At 43.1% G+C, this 22,555-nt stretch carries 27 protein-coding genes; 10 read left to right on the top strand and 17 right to left on the bottom strand.

Going from position 1 to position 22,555, the window contains the following annotated elements; genetic code table 11:
* Positions 1-77 precede the first annotated feature (77 nt).
* Positions 78-245 carry a hypothetical protein gene (locus tag NITUZ_RS10130; protein ID WP_177309449.1) on the top strand — a complete coding sequence of 56 codons (168 nt, stop codon included), beginning with the start codon at positions 78-80 and terminating at the stop codon, positions 243-245.
* 64 nt (positions 246-309) lie between these two features.
* On the top strand, positions 310-1,122 hold the full coding sequence (locus NITUZ_RS03615; protein ID WP_048195386.1) for a hypothetical protein: 813 nt from the start codon (positions 310-312) through the stop codon (positions 1,120-1,122).
* Here NITUZ_RS03615 and NITUZ_RS03610 read toward each other — a convergent pair.
* From NITUZ_RS03610 to NITUZ_RS03600, 3 genes are all read right to left on the bottom strand, one after another.
* Entirely contained in the window at positions 1,119-1,373 is a 255-nt protein-coding gene (locus NITUZ_RS03610) for a PH domain-containing protein (protein ID WP_048195384.1), read from the bottom strand. The two genes, NITUZ_RS03615 and NITUZ_RS03610, sit on opposite strands and share 4 nt — an antisense overlap.
* 30 nt (positions 1,374-1,403) lie before the next feature.
* Complete coding sequence (locus NITUZ_RS03605) at positions 1,404-1,679, bottom strand: DUF5615 family PIN-like protein (RefSeq protein ID WP_155991314.1); 276 nt, start codon at positions 1,677-1,679, stop codon at positions 1,404-1,406.
* Between the two features lie 179 nt (positions 1,680-1,858).
* Complete coding sequence (locus NITUZ_RS03600; RefSeq protein ID WP_048195383.1) at positions 1,859-2,239, bottom strand: DUF6659 family protein; 381 nt, start codon at positions 2,237-2,239, stop codon at positions 1,859-1,861.
* A 111-nt stretch (positions 2,240-2,350) separates the two neighbouring features.
* Between NITUZ_RS03600 and NITUZ_RS03595 the strand changes: the two genes are divergently transcribed.
* Entirely contained in the window at positions 2,351-2,962 is a 612-nt protein-coding gene (locus tag NITUZ_RS03595) for an O-methyltransferase (RefSeq protein WP_052370061.1), read from the top strand.
* Here the strand turns inward: NITUZ_RS03595 and NITUZ_RS03590 are convergent.
* The 7 genes from NITUZ_RS03590 to NITUZ_RS03560 form a co-directional block, all read right to left on the bottom strand.
* Positions 2,943-4,430: a coiled-coil domain-containing protein gene (locus NITUZ_RS03590; RefSeq protein ID WP_155991311.1), complete on the bottom strand. Its 1,488-nt coding sequence runs from the start codon at positions 4,428-4,430 to the stop codon at positions 2,943-2,945. The two genes, NITUZ_RS03595 and NITUZ_RS03590, sit on opposite strands and share 20 nt — an antisense overlap.
* 71 nt (positions 4,431-4,501) lie before the next feature.
* The gene (locus NITUZ_RS03585) at positions 4,502-4,993 is read right to left on the bottom strand and encodes a 2'-5' RNA ligase family protein (RefSeq protein WP_048195379.1); all 492 of its coding nucleotides are present in this window, start codon (positions 4,991-4,993) and stop codon (positions 4,502-4,504) included.
* Positions 4,990-5,355 carry a cupin domain-containing protein gene (locus tag NITUZ_RS03580; protein WP_048195377.1) on the bottom strand — a complete coding sequence of 122 codons (366 nt, stop codon included), beginning with the start codon at positions 5,353-5,355 and terminating at the stop codon, positions 4,990-4,992. The genes NITUZ_RS03585 and NITUZ_RS03580 overlap by 4 nt, the downstream gene beginning before the upstream one ends.
* 29 nt (positions 5,356-5,384) lie before the next feature.
* Entirely contained in the window at positions 5,385-5,771 is a 387-nt protein-coding gene (locus NITUZ_RS03575) for a hypothetical protein (protein WP_048195374.1), read from the bottom strand.
* Between the two features lie 330 nt (positions 5,772-6,101).
* Positions 6,102-6,557: a peptide-methionine (S)-S-oxide reductase MsrA gene (msrA, locus tag NITUZ_RS03570; protein ID WP_048195372.1), complete on the bottom strand. Its 456-nt coding sequence runs from the start codon at positions 6,555-6,557 to the stop codon at positions 6,102-6,104.
* Between the two features lie 43 nt (positions 6,558-6,600).
* Positions 6,601-7,383, bottom strand: coding sequence for a hypothetical protein (locus tag NITUZ_RS03565; protein WP_052370060.1), 783 nt, complete (start codon positions 7,381-7,383; stop codon positions 6,601-6,603).
* 144 nt (positions 7,384-7,527) lie between these two features.
* Positions 7,528-7,782, bottom strand: coding sequence for a hypothetical protein (locus NITUZ_RS03560; RefSeq protein ID WP_048195370.1), 255 nt, complete (start codon positions 7,780-7,782; stop codon positions 7,528-7,530).
* 76 nt (positions 7,783-7,858) lie between these two features.
* On the opposite strand from NITUZ_RS03560, the gene NITUZ_RS03555 reads away from it, so the two are divergent.
* The gene (locus NITUZ_RS03555; RefSeq protein WP_048195368.1) at positions 7,859-8,368 is read left to right on the top strand and encodes a hypothetical protein; all 510 of its coding nucleotides are present in this window, start codon (positions 7,859-7,861) and stop codon (positions 8,366-8,368) included.
* Between the two features lie 363 nt (positions 8,369-8,731).
* On the opposite strand, the gene NITUZ_RS09650 is transcribed toward NITUZ_RS03555, so the two are convergent.
* A complete protein-coding gene (locus NITUZ_RS09650; RefSeq protein WP_081844849.1) occupies positions 8,732-12,073 on the bottom strand; it encodes a fibronectin type III domain-containing protein in 3,342 nt (1,113 codons plus the stop codon).
* Between the two features lie 119 nt (positions 12,074-12,192).
* On the opposite strand from NITUZ_RS09650, the gene NITUZ_RS03540 reads away from it, so the two are divergent.
* Both NITUZ_RS03540 and NITUZ_RS03535 read left to right on the top strand, forming a co-directional pair.
* A complete protein-coding gene (locus NITUZ_RS03540) occupies positions 12,193-13,146 on the top strand; it encodes a zinc metalloprotease HtpX (protein WP_048195366.1) in 954 nt (317 codons plus the stop codon).
* 36 nt (positions 13,147-13,182) lie between these two features.
* Positions 13,183-14,607 carry a M57 family metalloprotease gene (locus tag NITUZ_RS03535; RefSeq protein WP_052370058.1) on the top strand — a complete coding sequence of 475 codons (1,425 nt, stop codon included), beginning with the start codon at positions 13,183-13,185 and terminating at the stop codon, positions 14,605-14,607.
* Here the strand turns inward: NITUZ_RS03535 and NITUZ_RS03530 are convergent.
* The gene (locus NITUZ_RS03530) at positions 14,599-14,856 is read right to left on the bottom strand and encodes a hypothetical protein (RefSeq protein ID WP_048195362.1); all 258 of its coding nucleotides are present in this window, start codon (positions 14,854-14,856) and stop codon (positions 14,599-14,601) included. The two genes, NITUZ_RS03535 and NITUZ_RS03530, sit on opposite strands and share 9 nt — an antisense overlap.
* A 113-nt stretch (positions 14,857-14,969) precedes the next feature.
* Between NITUZ_RS03530 and NITUZ_RS03525 the strand changes: the two genes are divergently transcribed.
* The 3 genes from NITUZ_RS03525 (at position 14,970) to NITUZ_RS03515 (ending at position 16,802) form a co-directional block, all read left to right on the top strand.
* Entirely contained in the window at positions 14,970-15,803 is an 834-nt protein-coding gene (locus NITUZ_RS03525; protein WP_048195360.1) for a matrixin family metalloprotease, read from the top strand.
* 24 nt (positions 15,804-15,827) lie between these two features.
* Positions 15,828-16,178, top strand: a complete 351-nt coding sequence (locus NITUZ_RS03520; protein ID WP_048195358.1) for a hypothetical protein — start codon at positions 15,828-15,830, stop codon at positions 16,176-16,178.
* Positions 16,179-16,250: 72 nt separating this feature from the next.
* Positions 16,251-16,802, top strand: coding sequence for a DNA-3-methyladenine glycosylase I (locus NITUZ_RS03515; RefSeq protein ID WP_048195356.1), 552 nt, complete (start codon positions 16,251-16,253; stop codon positions 16,800-16,802).
* On the opposite strand, the gene NITUZ_RS03510 is transcribed toward NITUZ_RS03515, so the two are convergent.
* From NITUZ_RS03510 to NITUZ_RS03490, 5 genes are all read right to left on the bottom strand, one after another.
* Positions 16,803-17,486: a nuclease-related domain-containing protein gene (locus NITUZ_RS03510; protein WP_048195354.1), complete on the bottom strand. Its 684-nt coding sequence runs from the start codon at positions 17,484-17,486 to the stop codon at positions 16,803-16,805.
* A gap of 110 nt (positions 17,487-17,596) precedes the next feature.
* Positions 17,597-17,896: a P-II family nitrogen regulator gene (locus NITUZ_RS03505; RefSeq protein WP_048195352.1), complete on the bottom strand. Its 300-nt coding sequence runs from the start codon at positions 17,894-17,896 to the stop codon at positions 17,597-17,599.
* Positions 17,897-17,955: 59 nt separating this feature from the next.
* Positions 17,956-18,135, bottom strand: a complete 180-nt coding sequence (locus NITUZ_RS03500) for a DUF1059 domain-containing protein (protein ID WP_048195350.1) — start codon at positions 18,133-18,135, stop codon at positions 17,956-17,958.
* A gap of 320 nt (positions 18,136-18,455) precedes the next feature.
* The gene (locus tag NITUZ_RS03495; protein ID WP_048195348.1) at positions 18,456-20,648 is read right to left on the bottom strand and encodes an elongation factor EF-2; all 2,193 of its coding nucleotides are present in this window, start codon (positions 20,646-20,648) and stop codon (positions 18,456-18,458) included.
* 67 nt (positions 20,649-20,715) lie between these two features.
* A complete protein-coding gene (locus NITUZ_RS03490; protein WP_048196025.1) occupies positions 20,716-21,615 on the bottom strand; it encodes a hypothetical protein in 900 nt (299 codons plus the stop codon).
* A gap of 57 nt (positions 21,616-21,672) precedes the next feature.
* Between NITUZ_RS03490 and NITUZ_RS03485 the strand changes: the two genes are divergently transcribed.
* On the top strand, positions 21,673-22,548 hold the full coding sequence (locus NITUZ_RS03485; RefSeq protein WP_211198872.1) for a CBS domain-containing protein: 876 nt from the start codon (positions 21,673-21,675) through the stop codon (positions 22,546-22,548).
* Positions 22,549-22,555: the final 7 nt, after the last annotated feature.

The following is a 22,555-nucleotide window of genomic DNA, read 5'->3' as shown; positions in this document are numbered from 1 at the left end:
CATACGAGAATTAAAAAAATGGATAACTTATCAGTCCTACGCGGCTCTTATATTCAAAATTTGTAAAATCGTTTTCGATGCGAATCGACATACCGCTGCCGTGTCCAAGCTGTGGAGGAAAGATGTATTCAGTAAACTATGAGGCGACACTGAAGATCCTAAAAGACAGAACTTGGCATGTCTGCAAAGAATGTAAGTTCTCAAGGAACGTAGAAGATTTCAAAAAGACCCTCTGCTGCGCATGACAGCATGAGTTTTTTCTTTTTATTTGAGATAGATTTAATGATGGTCTAGTAAAACCGCTCTCAGATGGCAGACGGCCAGACAAGGGACGGACGATTGCTCATTGCGCTTGGCTTTGCCAGCATCGCAATCCTGTTTCTAATCTACGCAAGGCTTGGTAACTCGGAGATAACGCCGGATGCGCTCACGAGCGTCGAACGACTGGGCGTAATGTTCTATGTGCTGCTTATTGTGGCCCTCGGCGCTATCTCATACGGCATGTATCAATATCACAAGCAGAAAATAGGTACTGAAAAGGACGACCCTTTCTCAATAATAGCTAACATAACGTGGAACAAAAAGTCAAGGAGGATATTTACCATAACCGCGATTGCCTATGGATTATTCTTCTCGCTCACATCAGGAATACTGGTTTACCAGCCGGATGTGATCTTCTCAATGCATTACGGGGTACAGGTGCCGTCTGCATTTATCGCCCCATGTTGTGGCGATATAGGGTACGTCCCAAAATTCATCTTTTACATAACAGAGCATCTAGGAATGCAGATAATACCAATTAATCTTATCTTGCAGATTGCCGTGTCATATCTTGTAGGCCTGAACATGGCAATTGCCGCAAATGCATTTTCCATACTGCGAAAAGGGGCAGGGGCAGGAAGTGTTGCAGCCGTCACGGGTCTTTTCATTGCATGCCCCACATGCGCTGGGACTTTTGTTTCCCTTTTTCTGAGCTCGTCCGGGGCCGTAGCCTTTACTCTTGCAATAACTCAACTCCAGACGTTGTTTATTGCAATATCGATTCCGCTCTTGGTGGCAACACCAATCATAATGGCAAAAAAGATCAAAAGCAGCGGATGGAGCTGTAAGGTGCAGCCCTAGGCCGATGCCTTTTTGACTTCAGGTATCTTCCAGTTCCCTATATCATATCCGTCGCGCCGCAGATATTTTAGGGTAAGCTTGTAAATCAGCTCATCGTGGTCTACCTTTTGCAGTATATCCGACCAGAGAATCTTACCGTCATTATCTATTATTTTTTTAAACTCTGGATTAAGCGCCTCTGCAATTTGCACGCATTGATCAAATGTCTTTCCGTTTCTGTATGCCCTGCTTCGCACATCACAGCTTCGCATATGCAGATATTGGCAAAACTAGGATAAAAATTAGTTGAACTGTTTTAGCTTTTCAACGACTATCTTGAATATCTCGTTGTTGTCCAACAGGACGCATGGAAGGTTGTTCTCAAAGCATGCATGTCCGCTCTCAGTATCGCGTGTTATCAATATCATGTTATTTTCCTTCGCATAATTTATGACCGAATAATCAGTGTGCAGTTTCTTGCCCTCGCCTATGAGCTTTTTAACAGAATATGCATCATAACCGAGCGATCGTAGTTTCTCATCCCACCCGTCATCCATCTCGTCGACCAGTATCTTCAACAGCAGGTAGTACGATTCTGTCTGATTTAAGTCATTGACCAAGATAGCCTATTACTAGTGGTAGAAATACCGCTAGTCCTACCATTGCCCCCATTAGCATCACCACGTGATGGGTGTCCATGAATGCTGTTCATTTCACGACTTGTAATTTGTTAGTATGTTTAGAATGAACAGATATTCTACAGATGCGACGTTATTTTTTTGACCCGGTTGATGATCGACATTTTTTTGGTCGGGCTGACCTCAGGCTCCATGGTAAAATAAATTGTCTTTCTCCTAGTATAGATTACAATCTGAGAAACGCGCTCACGCTCCACATTTACGTAGCGGACCTTACCCAGTGTCTTATCAAACTCTTTGCGCATTTTGCGTCTTTGCGCCACCTGCATACAAAAATGCTCCTCTTCTTTTTGGGATTTGAGTGAGGTCTTTCCTTCTTTCATTATGGACTCTAGTATGTTTCCTTTCAGGTCAATGATTGCCGCAAAGCGCATTGTAGAATCAAGACCGATTATATTCTCGACAACCTGTATCAACGGGATGTGCTTGTATGCATTCAATTTATTTCAGCTCTGAATTTACCAAATATAATTTGTAATTATGCACTGCATGATCGTCAATCAGCAAATTGTAAACAAGACGTTATAATAAACAAGGTAGCATATGCAGTATTGAGAAAATCTATTAAAAAAATCATTGACGAATTGGAAGAAAAATCAAGAAAAGAGAGAACGAAAAGATACGACGTAAAGCCAGAAGACAGGATGCTGGCAATCACGTACGAGACAGGACAGTTCATTCATTCCCTAATTGTTGGAATTAGAGCCAAAAGCGCACTTGAGCTTGGCACGTCAACTGGATATTCCACTTTGTGGATAACAGATGCTATCCTAACACACTATAAAACCCCAAGAATAACTACTATTGAGAGAAATCCAAAAAAGATAGAACGCGCCATACGCAATTTTAAGCGTGCGGGCGTATCACGATTCATCAGAATAAGGAGGAATGAAATCGGAAATGTACTAAAGGGCCTTCCAAGGAACGCCAAGTTTGATTTTGTCCTAATTGATGCAGACAAGGAAAATGTCATAGAATACGCAAGACTCATCATTCCACACCTAAAAGATGGAGGTGTCATGGTAACTGATAACATGCTGTATCCTAAAAAATACCGCAAGATGATGCACCAGTATTCAACGTACCTTGCATCAAGGCAGAATCTGCAGACATGCACGTTGGCCATAGGTAACGGCCAAGAGATCACTGTGAAGAAGGGTTAGGTGTCTTTTCCAATTTTTTTGCGATTTTCTTTATTTGAGTTGCCTCGGTCCTGATTTGCTTTGCCAGAACCTGCTTTTTTTGTTTGAGTGTTTTAACTTTACCTATCTCTTGTTTTTTTATCTTTGAAAGGGTGGATTTTTGAGTTCTAAGCTGCCGCTCCAGCAGAGTTTTGTCTTTTCTTATGCTTTTTAGCTCAGAATCAGCAAGTTTGATTTGTTGTTCAAGTGCAATTTTTTCTGCAAGTATTGCATCAAGCAGATGTTGGTCTTCCTCAATTTGCGATATTGATGTAGAAGTTTTTTTCAGTTTGTCTTTTTGTTCTGCTATTTTTGCCGCAAGCAAGGCCTGTTTTTGTCTTGAGGATTCTAGATACTTTTCATAATTTGATATTTGTTTGAGAATCTTTCCCTGCTGTTCCAGCTTTGAGCGCTCCATTTTCACTTGTGCTTCAAGTTCCATTTCTTTAGACTTTGCAGTCTGCATCACTTTTTCATATTCCTCCTTTATTGCCTGCAGATGCTCATGTTCTTGCTGTATTTTCTGTGCAGCCCTAGCCTGTTCTGCAAGCTTTGCGCGTTCTGTGGCGACCTGGCTCGATAAAGCGGTCTGTTCGGCATGAAGTTTTGCCACAATTGCGTCGCGCTCACGTTTTGCCTTTTCCAACTCTTCTTCTTGTAATTTTATCTGCTCAACCAGTGCTGTCTGCTCCTTTACTGCTTTGCGTTCGAGCTCAATCTGCTGTTGCAGTCTTTCCTGTTCTATTCGCAGCTGTTTTTCAAATTCCTTTCTGTCCAGTATTATTTGCATCAGTTTTGATTGCTCGATTTTCAGCTGGTCAGTCTTGTTTTTCTCCCTTTCAAGATTACTCTGTTCTGCGCTTATTTGCTGGCGGATTTGATCTAGATCCTGTTTTGGTGGTGACCAGCCTTTTGGCATTGCGCCTGCGACAGGTTTTTGATGTACTTTTGCCACACTTGCAGTCTGGATTGTTTCTAGTTGATTGGATTTGTCTTGCAGTACGTGTTCCAGTCTTGCAATTCGTTGATTTGCAAGCGTGACTTGAGATTTGAGCGAGTCTATTGTCTGCTCAGGTTCCTGTTGCGCAAGGACACTTTCAGGGTTTATTCTTTCTCCAAGCTTTGCCTCAAGATACAAGCGGTCCGAGTTGTAAAGCGATTTTCCTTGTTGTAGCGATTCTAAAATAAACTGTAATCGTCCTATATCTCCGGCTCTTGCAGTAATCAATCTTTGCACTTTGGCAACAAGTCCTTCTTCAGTTTTAATTTTTTGTACCAATCCAATTTCATTTGCAAGCTTGGAATCAAGATATTTTTGATCAGAGTTGTAGAGTTTGCGGCCCGAGTTAATGGTGTTAAGAATGTGCATCAGCCTGCCACTGTCGCCGTTACCTGTGGCAATCAGCTTTTCAACAAAAGCTCTAGTCTCCTCAACAGTTAAGGTTGCCATGCCCTTTTTTCTTACGTACCACTCATATTTTAATAACTCATGAATTCGCACAAATTAACAAACAGACAAGATCATTTCAGTGAGATTTTCATGATAGGGGTCCAGTTTCGGACCACGTTTGATGATTTTATAATCGAGATCTTGGCAAATTCGAGTGTGTTTTTTAATGTAATCTCTTTTGCGATCTGCCTCCTTGTTGCATTAGGCAATTTCTTGTAGATCAGACTTATGTGTGGTCGAAAGCGGTACTTTGCATGATTGCCAAGACGTTTTGCTAGTATTCTATTCAGCTCGGCCAGCTTCTTTGATGTTCCTACATCAAAATAGAGTGTCTTCCAGATATACCCAGAATGTCGGATGCCAGTAACTCTTACTTTCATCTTTGTAATGTGTCTGCAATCATGCACTGCTTTTCTTGTCAGTCGGGCATTATTGATTCCGCTGTACAGTGTGATGTGCGGCGTAAACTGTGGTGCCTTGTATTGTTTTGCAAGATCATAAATTATGTTTTGAAGATATTTTTTGTCTTTTGCCGATGGTTCAAGCCAGATTGAATATGTCATGTCATTTTTTCAGTTACGATTTTGCGATATTCAGGATACTCGGTCGCAGTATAGTTTTGCGACATTTCTTCTGCAAATATCGTATCGTCTATTGCTGTGAGTAGATGGGCCGCCATCGCAGGAATGCGTATTATATCAGGTGCAGTCACTGTGCGAACCTGTTCTTTTGCAGTCATTATGTCTTTTTCTCTATACTCAATTGTACCTGAAAGGATGTAATGAATAGTGTCAAAGTCATGATAGTGTCCTCCACGTGAGAATCCTTTTTTTATTTCTACAATGTTTATTCTTTTTTGGCCGTATGATAGGAACAGTATTTTCCCTCTTGCGTCAGTTGATTCCTTTTCATAAATTAATTCCATAGCGACGTTTTACATATTATACTAAAAAACTATGCAGATGACTCCACAGATATCTGCAGTGTCAGTGTAGGAGACAGCGCTGTTGGGTTGTTTACGCTCTCCCAGACAAATATTGTTGCCTCGTATAATCCAGGCTCATTGGGAGTCCACGATATAGAAGGTGAGAATGCCTGTGCAGCTGCAAGCTGTCCTGTTATCCAAGACAGTGAAACTGTGATGCCATCCTCATTTTGGATCTGGACTATGTATGCAAAATTCTGTGGTATGTCCTGGCCGTTCTTCAGATCGGCGGCAATCTGTATTTGCTTGCCAATTTCAACGGTTTTTGTTTCAGAATCGCTTGCAATGTCAATGGCATGTGCCGTATCAATGAAAAAGAAAGCAAGCAACACCAATGCAAAAAGCAGCAACTTCATCAGTTTTGTACGGAATCAGGAATTATTTATTGCGTCTGTTTTCCATATTTTTCTACTGCTTCCATTGCACACTCTGTTGAGCAATAGTTGGACGCCCTGTTGGTAAATTCGCGCCCGCAGTTTTTGCACTTCATCGAAATTCGATAAATTGTATTTTGAATAATAAATTAACTATGAAATACCAGAATTGGAAACGCTGTCTAAATGCTTACGATGTTATAAACTTCAAAAATAGATGGTCTGGCAGTTCTTGCCAGATTCCGGCATTACTCCCATCTATCTGAATTGTATTCAGAGTATTTTCTATAAAAGAGGAGCGTATGATTTATTCTAACGTATGGAGCACTTTGCATAATACTGTTGATGATACTCCTCTGCGCGATAAAACGCAGGTGCTGGTTTTATCTCGGTCACTATTTTGCGTGCGTATTTGCCAGAATCCTGTATTTTCTTCATGGATTCGTTTGCCACCCTCTCCTGCTCCGAATCATGACAGAATATGGCTGAGCGATACTGCTTGCCAATGTCAGGTCCCTGCCTATTCAGCGTAGTAGGATCATGGCATCCCCAAAACACATCTAATAGTTGTTCGTACGAGATTTGATCTGGGTCATATTCGACTTGGACTACCTCTGCGTGGCCAGTCGTGTCAGTACATACCTCTTCGTATGTAGGGTTCTTCTTCCATCCCCCCGCATAGCCAACTTGAGTTGATGTAACGCCTTTTGTGTTGCGGAAGATGTCCTCCACGCACCAAAAACATCCGGCGCCAAATGTTGCCTTCATTGGTGATAGTCATACGTAGTTCAATTAAATCATTTTTCCAAGTTTATTTCTCGTAGAGCCACACTTCAATCTTGGTAAGTGGCAGTGTCAGCGAGTCAGGCACTGCGATTAGAAGACCTGCGCTTTTCCCGACATTATTGCATGTGCCTGAAAATCGGACATAGTTTTTGCCCTCACATTGGCCATTTGTGTAGTGTTCAAAAAGTCCGTTATCTTCATCAAAGTTCTTTTGCTGCTCTATTGAGGGCACAAAATATACGTCAAATCCTACAGATTCATCATTGATTTTCACGCTGTAATCAAATGAAGTAAGTTCATTTTGCGTACAGATTGGAATGAACTGCGAATAGCCCGATCTTATCTGTGATGCGTGCTCTTGGTCACCTATTTTGCCCTTCAGCGGCACGTATTGATTTTTGTTCGGATCAAGGCTTTTTTGTATGCCAAGCACGTATTCGACTTGGTGTCGTATGGTATCCGCTCCGAATCTTGCATAATGCGGCTCCCACATATCATGACAGTTTGTGTTTCCATGATGAACCATGATATAGGATTTATTGTGAACACTTCTTACTTGGTCAACGTTTGCTTGTTTTGAAAGATCGAGTCTTGTCTGTGGATCAAGCGGTGCGAGCTCGTCGGTCTTCGTCCAGACGTTGGTCACCTCGTAGATTATGTTTCCTGGATGACTGTTCCAGTCAGACTGGAGGCGTATGTAAAAAGATTGTTTGTTGATTGCTTGCGGTTGAAGGAGAAATGCTGTGCCGATATAGTACGAGATGACAGCTGTTATCAATGCAATTATTATGATGTATCTTGCCCTCATGTGCTGGGTCTTGATTTGATGGGTTTTTGAAAGTTGTCATTATTTCTGGCCTTTGATGGAACAGACGCTTCTTTGCCAACAAGAATTTTGCTTCCTTCAACTATTAGCGGCCTTGTTATGATCTTGGATACAACGATTTGTATTTTATAAACGCGAACGGGAAAATGCGAATATGTTCGAATCGGCAGTATTCAGACATAATGCATGAGTGCTATGGCACATCTTCACTCTTAGAGGTACAGATTCCCGCCGATAAAGATCATCGGCAATATTTCTTCCAGTCTCAAGAAAGTATCGGTGTTCAAGCTCACCAAGTTTTTTGCCATACTTTGCGTTGTTTTTTGCTTGTCTCAATGATACATACTCGGCAACCAGTCTTCTGAGATCTGATTTTCTCATGCTTGAATATCCAGATCAAGCTAAATTTTAAGCCCAACGAGAAGGTTTTTTAGGTAACTTCCTTTGGTGTTGGTACTTGCTGCAAAGGAAACTATGGATATTAGCAGGAGGCGGTGCCGCTGCCGCAATCATAATAGCTGTTCTAGCACTATACATGACATCTCCAGAAGAGATGGTGTATGTGCCGCTAGAGCAGAATCCTCAAGATACTAATGTAGAAGATTACAAGATCAACACCGAATGCGAATTGATTTACGGGCTGACATATGGCGTCTATCCTGACGGCCAAAATATTCCAGGGATGAGAATTGATGATCTTGTGACAAAATATCCGCAAGAGTTTGCACCGTGGAAGGACATTATGGAAGATGAGGAAAAAAGAAGTGCATTTTTCAATCAACAGATTCCTCAGGACTTTGGAAAGGTTCTGGTGGTGGCAATGATGAAAGAGTCTGCAATAAACCCCGAGCTTGTGGAAATTGCATCTCTTATCACCGATCCACAAGGCAGGATGAAACTAGGACAGGAATTTGAGAATTATGGTTGTCAGCAGTATTTTGATGAAAGGTCCGGACCCGACAACTGACTTGTTTGGATTACGGGAAAATTTCAAAATTTTGTCAAAACATGGATCAGAATTGAAAATCATCATGTTTAATAGCATACATAGAATGTAAAAGACATGGCAAAAAAGACTGCAAAGAAAACTGCAAAAAAGAAAACAGCCTCCAAAAGCAAGAAAAAATAAGTAGACCTCAAGGTCTTTTTCTTTTTTAATATCTATTTATGCAGAATTATTTTTTCAATTTTACAAATTTTAGGCAAACAAGTTCACATGATGCCAGAATTACTTCCGACAAGAGATCGTCCTGTTTGCCTGTGCACATATTACGCATTTCTGATTAAAAAGGAACGCGTAGAATTCTTTACTAAATAGACAAAAATTGGGTCAATTCTTAGAATGATGGAATTTGTTTCTTGCAAGTACGATTACCGCTGTAGGTAGGCCGATATACATACCTAGGTTCAGCAATATTATGCTAATTCCGTAACCGAGCATCTGTTGTTCGGAGTTGATTTCAGCATGTGCAAGAATTGCCAAAGATGAGAGCATCGGGGTTATCGCCACGCGTACAGTCTCTTTGAATGCAGGATTCTGTCTTTCCCAGTCAGCAACTGTTGGACTGAACGAATAGTAAAATCCGTTAAATCCTGCCATAAACGCTGTGCCAGAATCGGTTCTAAGCAGTATGTCATCTCTTATTTCCCGGAGACGTTGCACCTGCCATGCAGTCTCCGTACCATATGCCGCAGTGGCCACAAGACATCCGCCTCCCTTTGTATCCTTGTCAAGAACACAAACACCATTCTCAAGATGTGTTCCAGGACCGCATTGCGTTCTGTCTACCGGTCTTGGCTCTGGTTCAGGTTCCGGTTCCGGTTCCGACTCGGGTTCTGGAATTTGTAGTACTTGATAAATCGTCTTTCCTGGGAAGTTAGTGTTGAACCATTCCATGAATGCAGGCTCTGTATTGTATCGGTTAACGTAGTATTGCGGATCCAGATTAGGATCGGGAAATCCCGGTATGTGGGTTGCTATGGGATCTTTTTTTCCTGGCTCTGGCAGGCCCACTGCCTCATAGATGCTGTCATAGTGTGATCCATAGTGTGTGTCAAACCATTCCTTGTATGCCGGCTCGCTGTTGTACCTATCAACATAGTACTGAGGATCTTGCTTTGGGTCAACAAAGGCTGCCAGTTGTTTTTCTTTTTGTTCCTGATCGGGCTTTGGTGTTGGCTCTTCAGACACCGTAGTCAGCGATATTGTATTTGATGCACTACCAGTCCCGACAGCATTTATTGCATATACGCGGTAAGAATAAGTATTCTGTAGTAGCCCAGTATGGGAATACGATGTACTTGTCGTCTTGCTTGTTAGGGTAAGAAAAGAACCAGAGCCGACCTTGTACTCTATTTTGTATCCTGTGATTGGCGAGCCGCCATTGTTTGAGGGGGCCGTCCAGGACAGGTTTATCTGGGTTGGCGAGACCACTGTTCCTGATAGTTTTGGTGCATCAGGCACAGACGATTGCGGACCGCTTGATGTTGTCGGTGTTGCAGATGCCTCGTTTGATGGCAGTCCGATTCCTGCCGAGTTTATTGCAGATACCTTGTAATAGTATGTGGTGCCGGTGGTAAGGCCTGCGTGAGAGTATTTTGTGGTTGCATTCTGGGTGCTTGTGAGTGTTTCGTACTGCCCATCTCCTTTTCTGACCTCGATTTTGTATCCTGTGATTGGCGAGCCGCCATTGTTTGAGGGGGCCGTCCAGGACAGGTTTATCTGGGTTGGTAGAATTGGAGATGCACTCAATCCTGTTGGAATGCCTGGTGGGCTTGTAGTAGGCTGCGATTGTGGTGCAGTCGAAGTAGACAGCGGTGTTGCCGAGGCTTCGTTTGAGATCGGACTGCCTCCCAGCGTAAAGTATGCTGAAACGACAAACGTGTAAGTATTGCCAGTGGTAAGACCTGTGACTGTGTATGTGGTGCCAGCAGAGTTGGTATTATCAACAACTGTCCTGTATGCATTAACGCCAATCTTTTCTTCGATTTTGTATCCTGTGATTGACTGTTTGTAGGTCTGAGATGGAGGCACCCATGATAGTATGATTGAGGTAGGCGATACGGCGGTGGCAGTAAGTGTAGGTGTAGTTGTCTCTTTTGGAGTGGCAGATGTTTCACTTGAAGAGCCTGCGCCAACGGAGTTTATTGCAGCAACTTGATAGTAATATGTGGTGCCGGTGGTAAGGCCAGTATGCGAGAATGTGGTGGCAGTACTTTGCGTGTTTGCCACAAGCGTCTCAAAAGATCCAGAGCCTTTCTTTACTGAAATCTTGTAACCTGTGATTGGCGAGCCGCCATCACTTGAAGGTGAGCTCCAGGAGAGTGTTATCTGGGTAGGAGATGCTACAACTGCAGTGAGGCTCCCAGGTGCACTTGGTGTACTAGCTGAAGAAGATGCAGTCGGTGTCGCAGATGATTCGGCAGAAACAGAACTTGTTCCAACTGAATTTATTGCAGAGACACGGTAAACGTACAGCTGGCCTGATGTTAGTCCAGTATGTGAGTATGTTGTGGCAGTGTTTTGCGTGTTTGCCACCAGAATTGTGAATGTGCCGGAGCCGACCTTGTACTCTATTTTGTATCCTGTGATTGGCGAGCCGCCATTGTTTGAGGGGGCCGTCCAGGACAAGTTGATTTGTGTTCCTGAAACTGCGGCAGCATTCAAGTTTGTCGGAGCGCCGGGAACACCAGACGTTGAAGACGACGTAGGTGTTGCCGATGCCTCATTTGATGCAGTTCCTGTTCCAACTGAGCTTATGGCATAGACCCGGTAAGTGTAGGATGTCCCAGTTGTCAGGCCGCCATGTGAATATGTGGTTGCGGTGCTGCCCGTATTAGATACGAGTGTGGTGTACGAGCCAGTGCCAGATTTTACCTCGATTTTGTATCCTGTGATTGGTGAGCTTCCCGGACTGGGGGCCGTCCAGGACAGGTTAATTTGCGTTGGAGATACCGGGACTGCTGAGAGTCCTGTCGGAGATCCGGGTGCAGACGGGGCAGACGATGCAGTAGGCTGGCCGACTGCCTCACCTGACGGGTTTTGACTTGTTCCAAACTCTGTTATTGCATAAACACGATACACATAGACCTGGTTTGTGGTCAGGCTGCCATGAGAATATGTTGTAGATGAGCTGCCAGTGTTTGAGACCAGTACAGAATAAGGATTGGAGCCCACGCGGAACTCTATTTTGTATCCGGTAATCAGATAACCTCCGTTGTTGGTCGGAGCAGACCAGGACAAGTTGATTTGCGTTGGAGATACCGGGACTGCTGAGAGTTCTGTCGGAGACCCTGGCAGGCTTGCAGTAGAGGAGGATGTTGGAGTAACTGTGATCTCGTTTGACGCTGTTCCGATTCCTGCAGTATTAACTGCGGAAACGCGATACGTATAAGATTGTCCTGTAGTGCGGCCGGTGTGGTAATAGTATGTGTTCGAAGTGTTATCTACCAGAACATCGTATGCACCGGAGCCTGTCTTGTATTCTATTTTGTATCCAAGAACAGGCGAATCCCCGGTGTTGGCCGGAGCAGACCAGAACAGGTTAATCTGCGTAGGAGATACCGCAGTTGCTGAAAATCCCGACGGTGGCCCCGGTGGTATTGCCGCGTTTGCCTCTACAAACAACCAAGACAGAATAAGAATGGAGGAAAGTAACAGTACACGCTTCATTTTGTCTAAATCAAGAAAATACAGACTGATAAATACTTGGCATAAATTATTAGGGAGTTAACTCAAGTAGTTTTGGCCGGGTCTAACAATTAAAAAGCCTGTTTTCTTTAGATTACCATATGATCAAAGGACTCGTAGCATCGATGAGTCTTACTCTGATACTTGTTTTCGGGCTGTTATTTGCGCTGCTTGCAGGGCTTGCGGCCTACTTTAACATCGGAATATACGCTACTGTCGGTATGGCAATAGTGCTAGGGTTGATACAGTGGGCAATAGGGCCTGCAATAGTACGATGGAGTACAAACATGGTGCCGCTCGATCACAGAGAATATCCGTGGATAGAAGAGACCGTCCACGAGATGTGTATCAAAAACAGGGTAAAAATACCAAAGATAACAATAGCAAATACATCAATGCCAAACGCGTTTGTGTTCGGCAGAACAAGCGGGTCGGCAACACTGACTTTGACGCGAGGCCTTTTGAGTAACCTCACAAGGGATGAGGTAAAGGCAGTCATAGCTCATGAGATAGGCCACATAAAGCACAATGATATGGTGACCATGACCATAGTATCAGTCATTCCTACTATTGCCTACTTTATTGCAATGTCGACTCTTTTTAACAGATCAAGGAACCAGGGAGGTGGTGCCGTCATGATAGGGATAGGGGCGTTTGCAGTATACTTTGTGACAAATCTTTTGATTTTGTATTTTTCAAGACTGCGCGAGTATTATGCCGACAATTTTGCTGGAAGGCAGATAAAACCATCGCTTCTTGCAAACGCGCTTGCCAAGATAACCTACGGATTGAGCCTTCAAAAGCAGGAAGTGAAAAGTTCCACACTCCGCTCGTTTTTTGCAGTAGACCCTGTTTCGTCCAGCTACGAGGTGTCCAAGTTTGCCTCCTACTATAAGGATCAACATATTTCAGAAGAAGAGGTTCAAAAGGCAATGGATTGGGAGAGGCGCAATAGCTTTAGCAAATTCGGCGAGATATTCAGAACGCATCCTCTGACATACAAGAGGATCGAAAAGCTGTACCAGCTTGAGCGAAGCCTTCAGAGCAACACATGAGAACCGTTTATTTTCAATAAAACCTAAAACAAATTGTTGCATCATGTCCTAGTTTTCCTACTTGTGGCCTCTTTGCTATTTGCAGTTCCACATGCTGCCGTTGCCCAAGACAAGGCAGAAGCTGAGAGACTCTACAAAGAATCCATGTCAAAGTTCTCAAAAGGAGATTACACTGGAGCCATTTCAGGGTTTGATAAGATACTTGGAATGTTTCCAGACCACACACAGACGCTCAGGATGAAGGCAGTTGCAGAAAGCAATCTTGGATATCATGAAAAATCCATGATCAACTTTTACAAGGTACTGCAAAAAGAACCAGATAATGTCCACGCCATTGTGGGACTGGGCGTCGGATTTGGGAATTTTGCAGAGTATGCAGAGGCAAAAAAATATTTTGAGCGCGCACTCCAGCTTGCTCCATCCAATACGGTTGTCAGAAACTATAACGAATATGCTGATAAGGTGATCGCAAAGTATCCGTACAAGCCTACAGAAAAACCTCCTGTTGTGGAGCCGCTGAAAAGCTCGCAGATACCCTCGTGGGTCAAAAACAATGCCAAGTGGTGGGCCGAAGGCCAGATAGGCGATAAAGACTTTGTAAACGGGATTGAATATCTAATAAGAGAGAAGATAATTCACATATCGGGCCTTCCTCAGGCCACATCATCAGGCGGAGCTGTACCGCAGTGGGTAAAGAGCACTGCAGGCTGGTGGGCAGGAGGCCAGATAACTCAGAGCGATTTTGTAAAGGGCATCCAGTACCTTGTTGAAGTAGGCATAATCACAGTTGATCCGGCAAACCTGCAGGGACAGGATCCGCAAAAGGTAGCAGAGCTTGAAGCGTTTGAAAAATACGTAAGGAAAGTAGCTCAAACTGTTGCAAGCGAGAAAAGATACATCGAGTATCCCAACCCAAGCGGCGATGTGATAAAAAAATTCCTGCGTGATTATACCAAGTGGAACTTTGATCAGCAAATACAGGCCGGCAACCAGCACTTTCCGGACCCTACGTATGAGATAATCGATGGAACATACATTATTCACTACAAGCTGTTTGTCAATGTTCAACCATCTGGGCTTCCGCTAGATCATGTCAGCACGCTAGACCAGTCAATAGCATACTGGGAGAGTCAGAACTTTACCACATCAGATGGGAATCCTGCTAGGGTCAAGTTCACATATACGGATGCCCGTGAACAGGCAACTGTATGGGTCACATGGGTAGTAAGAAACCTTGGCGAAGGTGTGCTAGGGCATGCAAATCTTGGAAAAGGTGTTGCAGAAGTAGCGCTTGGCGATTATTCCTGCGATGGAAGCTTTCAGCTTTATGATGTCGATACGGTAGAGATGATAATGAGGCATGAGCTTGGTCACACTATAGGCCTTGGGCACTCGTCAGATCCTAACAGCATAATGTATCCTTCGTTGAGTCCAAGGTATGCATACTGCCTATTAGGATAAGTCATACTCCATCACATTACGTATGGTATCAACTACATGCTGGAATTCTCTTGTTTTATCGTCGCCTCGAACAATGAGCGTGCCGTTCTTCAGGTATGTTATTGTGAGCTTGCCCACTTGAGTTGGAATCCGGAATGTTTCAAGTGTGGACGGATCGTTTTCTCTGTAAAATAATAGATGAAAATCAGAGCGTAGCCGGTTTGTAATTATGATATAGTCATCACTTGAGACATTTCTTACAAATTCCAACCATGATTGATCTTGCGACGAGCATGTTAAACTTTGCCTGAGATCCACTTTGGAACCGTAAAACCGGCAAAATTTCCAAACTTTCTATATTGCATGGTATTTTGTTCTAGTTTGTGAATCGCAGAATACATTATTTTGCGGCACTTGCAGTCATGATGCTGTTTGGAATCGCATCAAATACTGCATACGCGGAAACCATACACATGTATGTGGAAAAAATGCCACAGCATTGGCAAAAACAGTTTGATGGGTTGCTCGAAGAGGCAGCAAAATACTGGGAGAAAAAGATTCCAGGGCTCAAGTTCGAGACAGTCAAGTTTGTGGACCAGTCAGACTTTGTCGTACAGTGGACCAGTCAGCACGGCGAGGGAAAAATCGGATACTATTCTGAGGATACATCAAATGCATACGGCAAGCCCACCATGGCAGTGACACTAGGATATTTTGCTGATAAAAATCTGAATCTTGTATCATATGAGCATGCTTTGCTTGTTACAAAGCATGAACTTGGTCATGCGCTTGGAATGCCACACAGTGACAATCCGGATGATGCCATGTACCCGACAGTTGATGATTACGAATCGCTACAAATTCAGAGCTCGCAAAGCGTGAGAATATCCGTAAATGACTGGAATGCTGCATCAGGAAAATATCAAAAGCTATCAGGCGAGACCATAATACCGCTTGCACTACTGCTCGATGATGCAAAAGTGCATCTGAATTCGGCCTCCTTTGAAAGCCAGTCAGAATACGACGCGGTGTGGATGCATTATTGGTGGGCAAAAAAGTACCTGGTCGAGGCAGAAAGACTTCAGATCGAGGGGGGCTCGCACGTTCTTGAATCAAACTATGAGGAATCATACCATGCGTTCAAATCATCTTATGAGAACGCACTCAAGGCAAAGCAAAAGATAGAGCAGGTTCTATCATACACCAAAGAAAGATAAACAGTGGCCTGAAAACCAGTTCAGTTGACCGAGTTTATCCACGAGCCGTACAAAAAGGTCCTAGTCAGGGAGATAATCAAGATGAGCCTTGATGATCTTGTCAGTCTGATAGCAACTCTGGAATCGGCCAGTGCTTACTGGGCAGAAGGAGTGCTTTTTGTAAGCTTTGCAATCACAGAATCCGATGATCTTGGTAAAAGAGAGATTGAAGGCGAGACATACCTTGATAGAGTGATGTTCACAAGATATGACAAGTACACCAAAACGGCAAGGTCCTCAACTAACGTCGAAATCAACGTTCTCAATGTTCAAAAAAGTCATCTGTACAGGGATCTTGTGGTATGGCTCAAAAAGCAGCCCGTCTGGAATGAATAAATAAAATCATTGTAATTCTTCCAGTTATTTTGCAGCAAGGTATTTGTAAAAAAACAAAACATCAAAATTATTATGAAAAGATGTCAGTGGGCGCAAGAACCGCTCATGATAGAATATCATGACAAAGAATGGGGAATTCCCATACATGATGACTTGCGTCTGTTCGAAATGCTAATACTTGAAGGAGCACAAGCAGGGCTTTCATGGTCCACCATACTCAAAAGGAGGGCAACATACCGAACAGCGTTTGACGGTTTTGATCCAAGAAAAATTGCAAAATATACTGAAAGAGACGTCAAAAGATTGCTTGTAGACGCTGGAATTATCAGAAACAAGTTGAAAGTGCGATCTGCAATTAACAACGCAAAACGATTTTTAGAAGTGCAAAAAGAGTTTGGTTCTTTTGACGCATATATTTGGGGATTTGTTGGCGGCATTCCAATTAAAAACAGCTTTGAGAATCACTTCCAGATTCCAGCATCCACTTCGCTGTCTGATAAAATTAGCGAGGATCTAAAAAGTAGAGGGTTTAGCTTTGTGGGCACTACCATATGCTATGCATTCATGCAGACAGTGGGAATTGTCAATGACCACACAGTATGCTGTTTTAGACGCCACTCTTAGTTATTCTACGTATTGCTTTAATGTGTGCACGGCTATCCAGACATCATTTTCTGTCATCCGGTACTGTCTGTTCTCAAGAAAGTGGTTTATTTTCTCAAGACTTGTGACAAGAACAGACATGTATTTTTGATTGTACGATATGGTATTGCCGATTGAGAGTAGCACGTTTGTAACCCGCATGTCATTAAGAAACGGTTTTAGCGTAATCCATAGGACTCTTCCTGCCCTGTCAGTCTGCTCGTAGGGACTAAAGCCCTCGTAGTTTTTTGTAAATCTCTCGCTCCAGTTTTTGATCTCGATTAGGAATACGCCCTTTTTTGATACGGTTACAAAGTCCATCTGCGCAGACCTGAGATTTCGGTATCCGCTGTACCTTGCTGCAAACGGGAGTGTTATTCTCAAGTTACAGAGTATATGCCAGTCATCTGGAAGTTCAGAGAGTTTTTGCAGTACTCTCTCTCCGTTTGCGCCTGCATAAAGCGGATTATTCTTATTTTCTTCAAATTTTTTTAGCCGTCTGCTTTTGTCCCATCTTCTCAGAAATGCAAATAGACCTGCATCTTTTTGCAGCTGTTCTTGGTACATTTGCTGGACGTATGGTATGTAATTCATCGCTCTTACCTCTTTTGGATATTTTGATAACAGGTGTCTTTCGCTGCCTGAGCTTCCGTATATTACTGCCAATCATGTATATGACGGCAAAAAAACTCTTAACCTAAAAGCTGTTCAACAGAACACCATGACGACAAAAAGGCCAAAAGGCGTTGGAAAGACCAGATGCAGTGACAGATTTTTTATTTTTTAGAATTGTCAGAATTTAGCTGAATATGTGTAGTCAGCTGATTAACATAGATTATTCCACCATCGTCCAAACCTGAGATTGCCTCTATTGTCGTATCTTTTTGTGAATTTTTGCAGATTATCTCTATTTTCGAGCGTAAAGTGTAAAATGAGTGTTTTGAGTTGCCAGAATCCACGTCACATACGGAATAATGTTGAATGCCTGCTTGCTCCAGTCTTTCTTTGATTTGTGGAAGATTGGTGTTGTGGATCACTGTGTCTATTTTGAGCATCATTTTGATTATTCGTTCCAATATAAAAGAGTCAGATCGTACAATAAAGACAATCATTCCAATATGGTAAGATGTAAAGGTTAGCTTGTATCTTTCATTAGCGCCATAATGTTCTTTGAGAGTTCCGAGTTGATTGTCAGTTCTTTGTGGTGTTCTTTTACATGCTCTAGTGTTATCTCTAGTAATTTGTCTTCTGATTCTGCTGTTGCAGACCAATTGCAGGTCTTTCCTGCATCTTTGCAGCTAATGCTTTTTGCCATGCCAAAGTCTTGATTTTGTGATATATTTTGTTTGTTTTTAGAGAAATTTAAGTACAGTAATCTTTGAAAGGTTTGACATGATAGTGGTTTTTATATCTTGAAAACATCATAATACCATGTCCATTAAATGTGCTGATTGTAGTTGCTTTCCAGAAGATTGTGAAAAGAGCAAATCCCCAAAAGAATGTCCAGATTGTACATTGAACGAATGCTGCTGTTGGAATTCAATTAATTCTTGATAAAAATTTCCCACAAAACATGTTCTACTATTATCTTTGATCAGCGTCTATTTTTGTGAGTAAAGGAGGGGCATTCTATTTTTACTCTTTGTCGATGAACTCGTCTGCAGATGGCGGGTCTGGCGGAAGTCCCTTTCTTTTCCTAATCTCTGCAATCAGATTTGCCTGGATTGATTTTGGAATCGTTGTCCATGCCTTAAAGTGTGTGTTCCACATTGCCTTACCGGCAGTCTGGCCTCTCATTATCTCAGCTAAATCAAACGTCTCAGATGCTGGCACCTCTCCAATCACTATGCTTGTGACTCCTTTTTGCTGCATGTCAAGTACCTTGCCTCTTTTACCGGAAAGTACGGTCGCTACATTGCCGATCATGTCCTGCGGTACCCTTACCTCAATTCCAAGCATAGGCTCCAGCAATACAGGTCCTGCCTTTAACATAGCGCCCATGCATGCACGTCTTGCTGCCGGACTAAGCTGCGAGAGTCCCCTGTGTGCAGTATCCTCATGTGGAACAAAGTGCGTGAACGTAAACTTGCAGTTTCTTACCTGTTCTTTTGTGAGCGGGCCTTCCTTCATTACCTCATCAAATCCCGAGAGTATCGAGTCGGTCGATTCCTGGATAAACTGGACACCTTTTGTGCCGTTAAGAAATACGTTTCCTCTTGGGTCAAACTTCATCACGCTCTTTGCAGTATCAGAGTCCCATCCCTTTGAACGCAAAATGTTTGCAATCTCTTTTTTGTCCTTCATCTCGCTAAGCTGGCCGCTTCGTATCATATCTGCGATTTCAGGTTCCAGCGGCTCGACTTTCATGAATATCTTGTTGTGCCTGTTAGGCGACTTGGCCATTACAACATCGGATGCAGTAGTTATGGTCTCCCTGTAGTTTATCAATGGCTGCGATGTCACAATCTGCACACCAGCATCTGCAATAAGCGAAGCTGCAATTTCTAAATGCAGAACACCCATTCCTGCAATGACAGTCTCACCGCTTTCCTCGTTAATCTTGACTACAAGGTTTGGATCTTCAATTGTAAGTCTGCGCAGCGCCTCGACCAGCTTGGGCAGATCCTTTGGATGCTTTGCCTCAACTGCGATTTGCACTACAGGCTCTGATACATACTGGATTCCCTCAAATAATGCCACATCCTTTACTGACGACAGAGTCTGTCCTGCCCTTGCCTCGTTAAGTCCTAACAGTGCAGGAATGTTTCCTGCGCCAAGCTCGCCGACCATCTCTCTTTGGTTGCCCATGAAAAAGTTGACTGACTGGATTTTGCCCTCACGTTTGGAATCAATTAGGTGAACTATCTGCCCGTCACGTAGAGTTCCGGAGAACAGCCTTCCTATCGCCACAGGTCCTGCCGCAGGATCCATTGCCATGTTTACTATCATCATCACTGCAGGTCCGTTGTCATCGCAGTTTAGAATCGACTTGCCAATATCAGACTCCAAGTCTCCCTTCCAGATCTTTGGAATCCTGTACTTTTGCGCAATGTGCGGTGGCGGGTGATGTTTGACTACCATTCCGAGCACTGCTTCTGCAAGTGGTGCCTTTTTTGCAAGCTCGTCGACGTTGCCGCCATCAGAGTACGCATTGTAAATATCCTTGAACGATATCCCCTTGGCCTTCATCACATCGATGTTAAAGCCCCACCTGTCCTTTGCAGAGCCAAAGGAGACACTTCCGTCTTGGATTGATACCTTCCATTTTTCCTTATATTCAGGCTCTGCATACGTGTCGATTAATCCGTTAAACGTGCTGATAATATTTGCAAGCCATTCTTGCATCTTTTCCGGCGTGAGCCTGAGCTCTTTTATGAGTCGGTCTATTTTGTTAATGTAAAGCACAGGTCTTACCCTTTCTTCAAGTGCCTGCCTTGTCACAGTTTCAGTCTGAGTCATGATTCCCTCTACAGAATCTGATACTACAACTGCACCGTCAATTGCTCTAAGGCTTCTTGTGACCCTGCCTGTAAAGTCGATGTGTCCTGGCGTGTCAATCATATTTATGACATATTCTTTGCCGTCCTTTTCAAAAAGCAGAGTTACGTTTGCCTGCACGATTGTCATCTGTCTGTCCTGCTCTAGCTTCATCGAGTCAAGAGCCAACGCTCTTCCTGCAGCCTGCGGTGAGATTATCCCAGCATACCCTAACAGGTTATCACTCATAGTGGTCTTGCCGTGATCCACATGTGCAATGACACCAAAGTTTCTGATCTGATCCTTGTTTTTGATGATCTTTAGGATCTGCTCAGTTGCCTTGTACTTCATATTTGATTGAAATCCTTTTCAGAGTGGTATTAAATCTTTGGGAAAAATAACCGATTTATTGTAAAATTTAGTAAATCGTTTGCGAGCTCGCATCCCGGAGTCTTTTTTGCAAAACAAAGTAACATTCCTTCTGGCGTTTTTTTCTTGCCAACCTTAACGCAACAAACTGCGAAAGAAATGCGTAAAACAGAACCTGTCCAACTTTGTTTTTCGTCCCAGGTTTTGGTGCATATACTCCAAGTCCTAGTCTTTGCAGCAGTCTTTGCAGTCGCGCAACATTGTCTTCAAAAATTATTACGGTATCAGACTTTTTTGTACTAAACAAGCCCATATGGAAAAACTGCTCCAGCCTCTCATAATGAGCATCAGACCCTGCAACCTCATACAGCTTGGCTGCAGCATACATTACCACTGGATAGGTGTACTGTCCGCCAAGAAAGAACACTTTGCCTGAAACGTCTATCTTGCTTGCTTCCTTTTTTGCGCGCCAAAATATCCTTTCCACACCTTTGATATCAAATGAAACTGCCTTTGAGATACATTCTAGCGCGCTTGCGATAAATCCTATGCTTCCTGATGTGATAATGCCCGAATCCTGATACGATAGACAGATTACCTTTTTGCATGATATGCCAAGCCCGCTGTTCGGATTTTTCGTTATTGCAATTGTCTGCCTGAAAAGCCGCGATGCTCTGATGTTTGCACTCGTATTGCCAGATACTGAGACAAAGTATACGGATTTGTTCTTTGCAATCTCCGGGTTTTTTGCAAGCTCAAGCGGATCCACTGCAGCTATTGCATAATCGGAGAATGCCGATGCCAGCATTGCGGCAGCAAGTGAATCACCGCTTCCTGAAAAGACCGTTCTGGAATGTCTATTCTTTGGAATTTGCAATCCAGCATGAAACTCTTTGATGTATTTTGGTTGCCTTGCAATGTCTGCTTCAAACGCATCTATTGTATTCATTATCTCACTCTTGTATACCACAGATTAATTGTTAGTGCTCAAACCACGAATTTTTGTTTGAGTAAAACGAACATCCTAGAAAATATCACGTTATCTTATTTTTCACATACATTGTTAAAGCAAAAACATTCTATTCCACTAATTACAACTGCCGAAGACCTTGCCAAAGAGCCAATTAGCATAAACCACAATGCCACTGTATACGGGGCAATCGAGAAAATAATAGAGTGCAACATATCAGGCATTCTTGTGCGCGGCTCAAAGTCCGATGGCATCCTATCTCAAAAAGAGATAGCAGGCATACTTCTCTCCGAGCAAAAAAACATCAAAGAGATACCTGCCGAGGAGAAAATGCAAAAAGGCATAACAGTAGACAGATACGCACCAATACCAAACTGTGCTGACATGATGCTGCGCCAGAAAACAAACACGCTCCTCATAATGGAGGATGGTAGGGTCAGCGGCGTGCTAACAAAACACGATCTGGTCAGGCATTACTATGAAAACTATGACGAGTCTGCTAGAATAACTAACGCAATGTCAGTTGGCAGTTTCTTTGTCATGCCCCAGACTACGCTATATGATGCTCTAAACAAAATGCACACAAACCAGATATCACGCCTTTTGATCAAAGATGAAGGCGGCAATCCCGTCGGCATTACTACTTTTAAGAACTTTTTGAACTGCGCAATATATCACTCAAACAGGTATGAGGACAACACGTTCTTGTCCGGATTTGGGAAAAAAATTCCAATAAGCCAGATAATGACAAAGAACGTAATTACGGTATCTACCAATACTGCGTTAACCAAAGTCGCAAAAATTTTAATCGAATACAGAATACACGGTGTTGCAGTCACATCTGGCCAGAAGATAATCGGTTTTGTCACAGAAAAGGACATAGTTCGTCACATAGCCCAGATGGACATTTGATCAACAC

Origin of the sequence: Candidatus Nitrosotenuis uzonensis, from assembly GCF_000723185.1 — an archaeon.
GTDB classification, from domain to species: Archaea; Thermoproteota; Nitrososphaeria; order Nitrososphaerales; family Nitrosopumilaceae; genus Nitrosotenuis; species Nitrosotenuis uzonensis.
Note: the sequence above shows the minus strand (reverse complement) of the source record. Positions and strands in the feature narration are given on the sequence as shown.

Excerpts from the sequence above, each read along its gene's own strand:
- NITUZ_RS10130 (WP_177309449.1), top strand. The coding sequence starts at position 78 with ATGCGAATCGACATACCGCTGCCGTGTCCAAGCTGTGGAGGAAAGATG.
- NITUZ_RS03615 (WP_048195386.1), top strand. The coding sequence starts at position 310 with ATGGCAGACGGCCAGACAAGGGACGGACGATTGCTCATTGCGCTTGGC.
- NITUZ_RS03610 (WP_048195384.1), bottom strand. The coding sequence starts at position 1,373 with ATGCGAAGCTGTGATGTGCGAAGCAGGGCATACAGAAACGGAAAGACA.
- NITUZ_RS03590 (WP_155991311.1), bottom strand. The coding sequence starts at position 4,430 with ATGGCAACCTTAACTGTTGAGGAGACTAGAGCTTTTGTTGAAAAGCTG.
- NITUZ_RS03585 (WP_048195379.1), bottom strand. The coding sequence starts at position 4,993 with ATGACATATTCAATCTGGCTTGAACCATCGGCAAAAGACAAAAAATAT.
- NITUZ_RS03580 (WP_048195377.1), bottom strand. The coding sequence starts at position 5,355 with ATGGAATTAATTTATGAAAAGGAATCAACTGACGCAAGAGGGAAAATA.
- NITUZ_RS03575 (WP_048195374.1), bottom strand. The coding sequence starts at position 5,771 with ATGAAGTTGCTGCTTTTTGCATTGGTGTTGCTTGCTTTCTTTTTCATT.
- msrA (WP_048195372.1), bottom strand. The coding sequence starts at position 6,557 with ATGAAGGCAACATTTGGCGCCGGATGTTTTTGGTGCGTGGAGGACATC.
- NITUZ_RS03565 (WP_052370060.1), bottom strand. The coding sequence starts at position 7,383 with ATGAGGGCAAGATACATCATAATAATTGCATTGATAACAGCTGTCATC.
- NITUZ_RS03560 (WP_048195370.1), bottom strand. The coding sequence starts at position 7,782 with ATGAGAAAATCAGATCTCAGAAGACTGGTTGCCGAGTATGTATCATTG.
- NITUZ_RS09650 (WP_081844849.1), bottom strand. The coding sequence starts at position 12,073 with ATGAAGCGTGTACTGTTACTTTCCTCCATTCTTATTCTGTCTTGGTTG.
- NITUZ_RS03540 (WP_048195366.1), top strand. The coding sequence starts at position 12,193 with ATGATCAAAGGACTCGTAGCATCGATGAGTCTTACTCTGATACTTGTT.
- NITUZ_RS03515 (WP_048195356.1), top strand. The coding sequence starts at position 16,251 with ATGAAAAGATGTCAGTGGGCGCAAGAACCGCTCATGATAGAATATCAT.
- NITUZ_RS03500 (WP_048195350.1), bottom strand. The coding sequence starts at position 18,135 with ATGGCAAAAAGCATTAGCTGCAAAGATGCAGGAAAGACCTGCAATTGG.
- NITUZ_RS03495 (WP_048195348.1), bottom strand. The coding sequence starts at position 20,648 with ATGAAGTACAAGGCAACTGAGCAGATCCTAAAGATCATCAAAAACAAG.
- NITUZ_RS03490 (WP_048196025.1), bottom strand. The coding sequence starts at position 21,615 with ATGAATACAATAGATGCGTTTGAAGCAGACATTGCAAGGCAACCAAAA.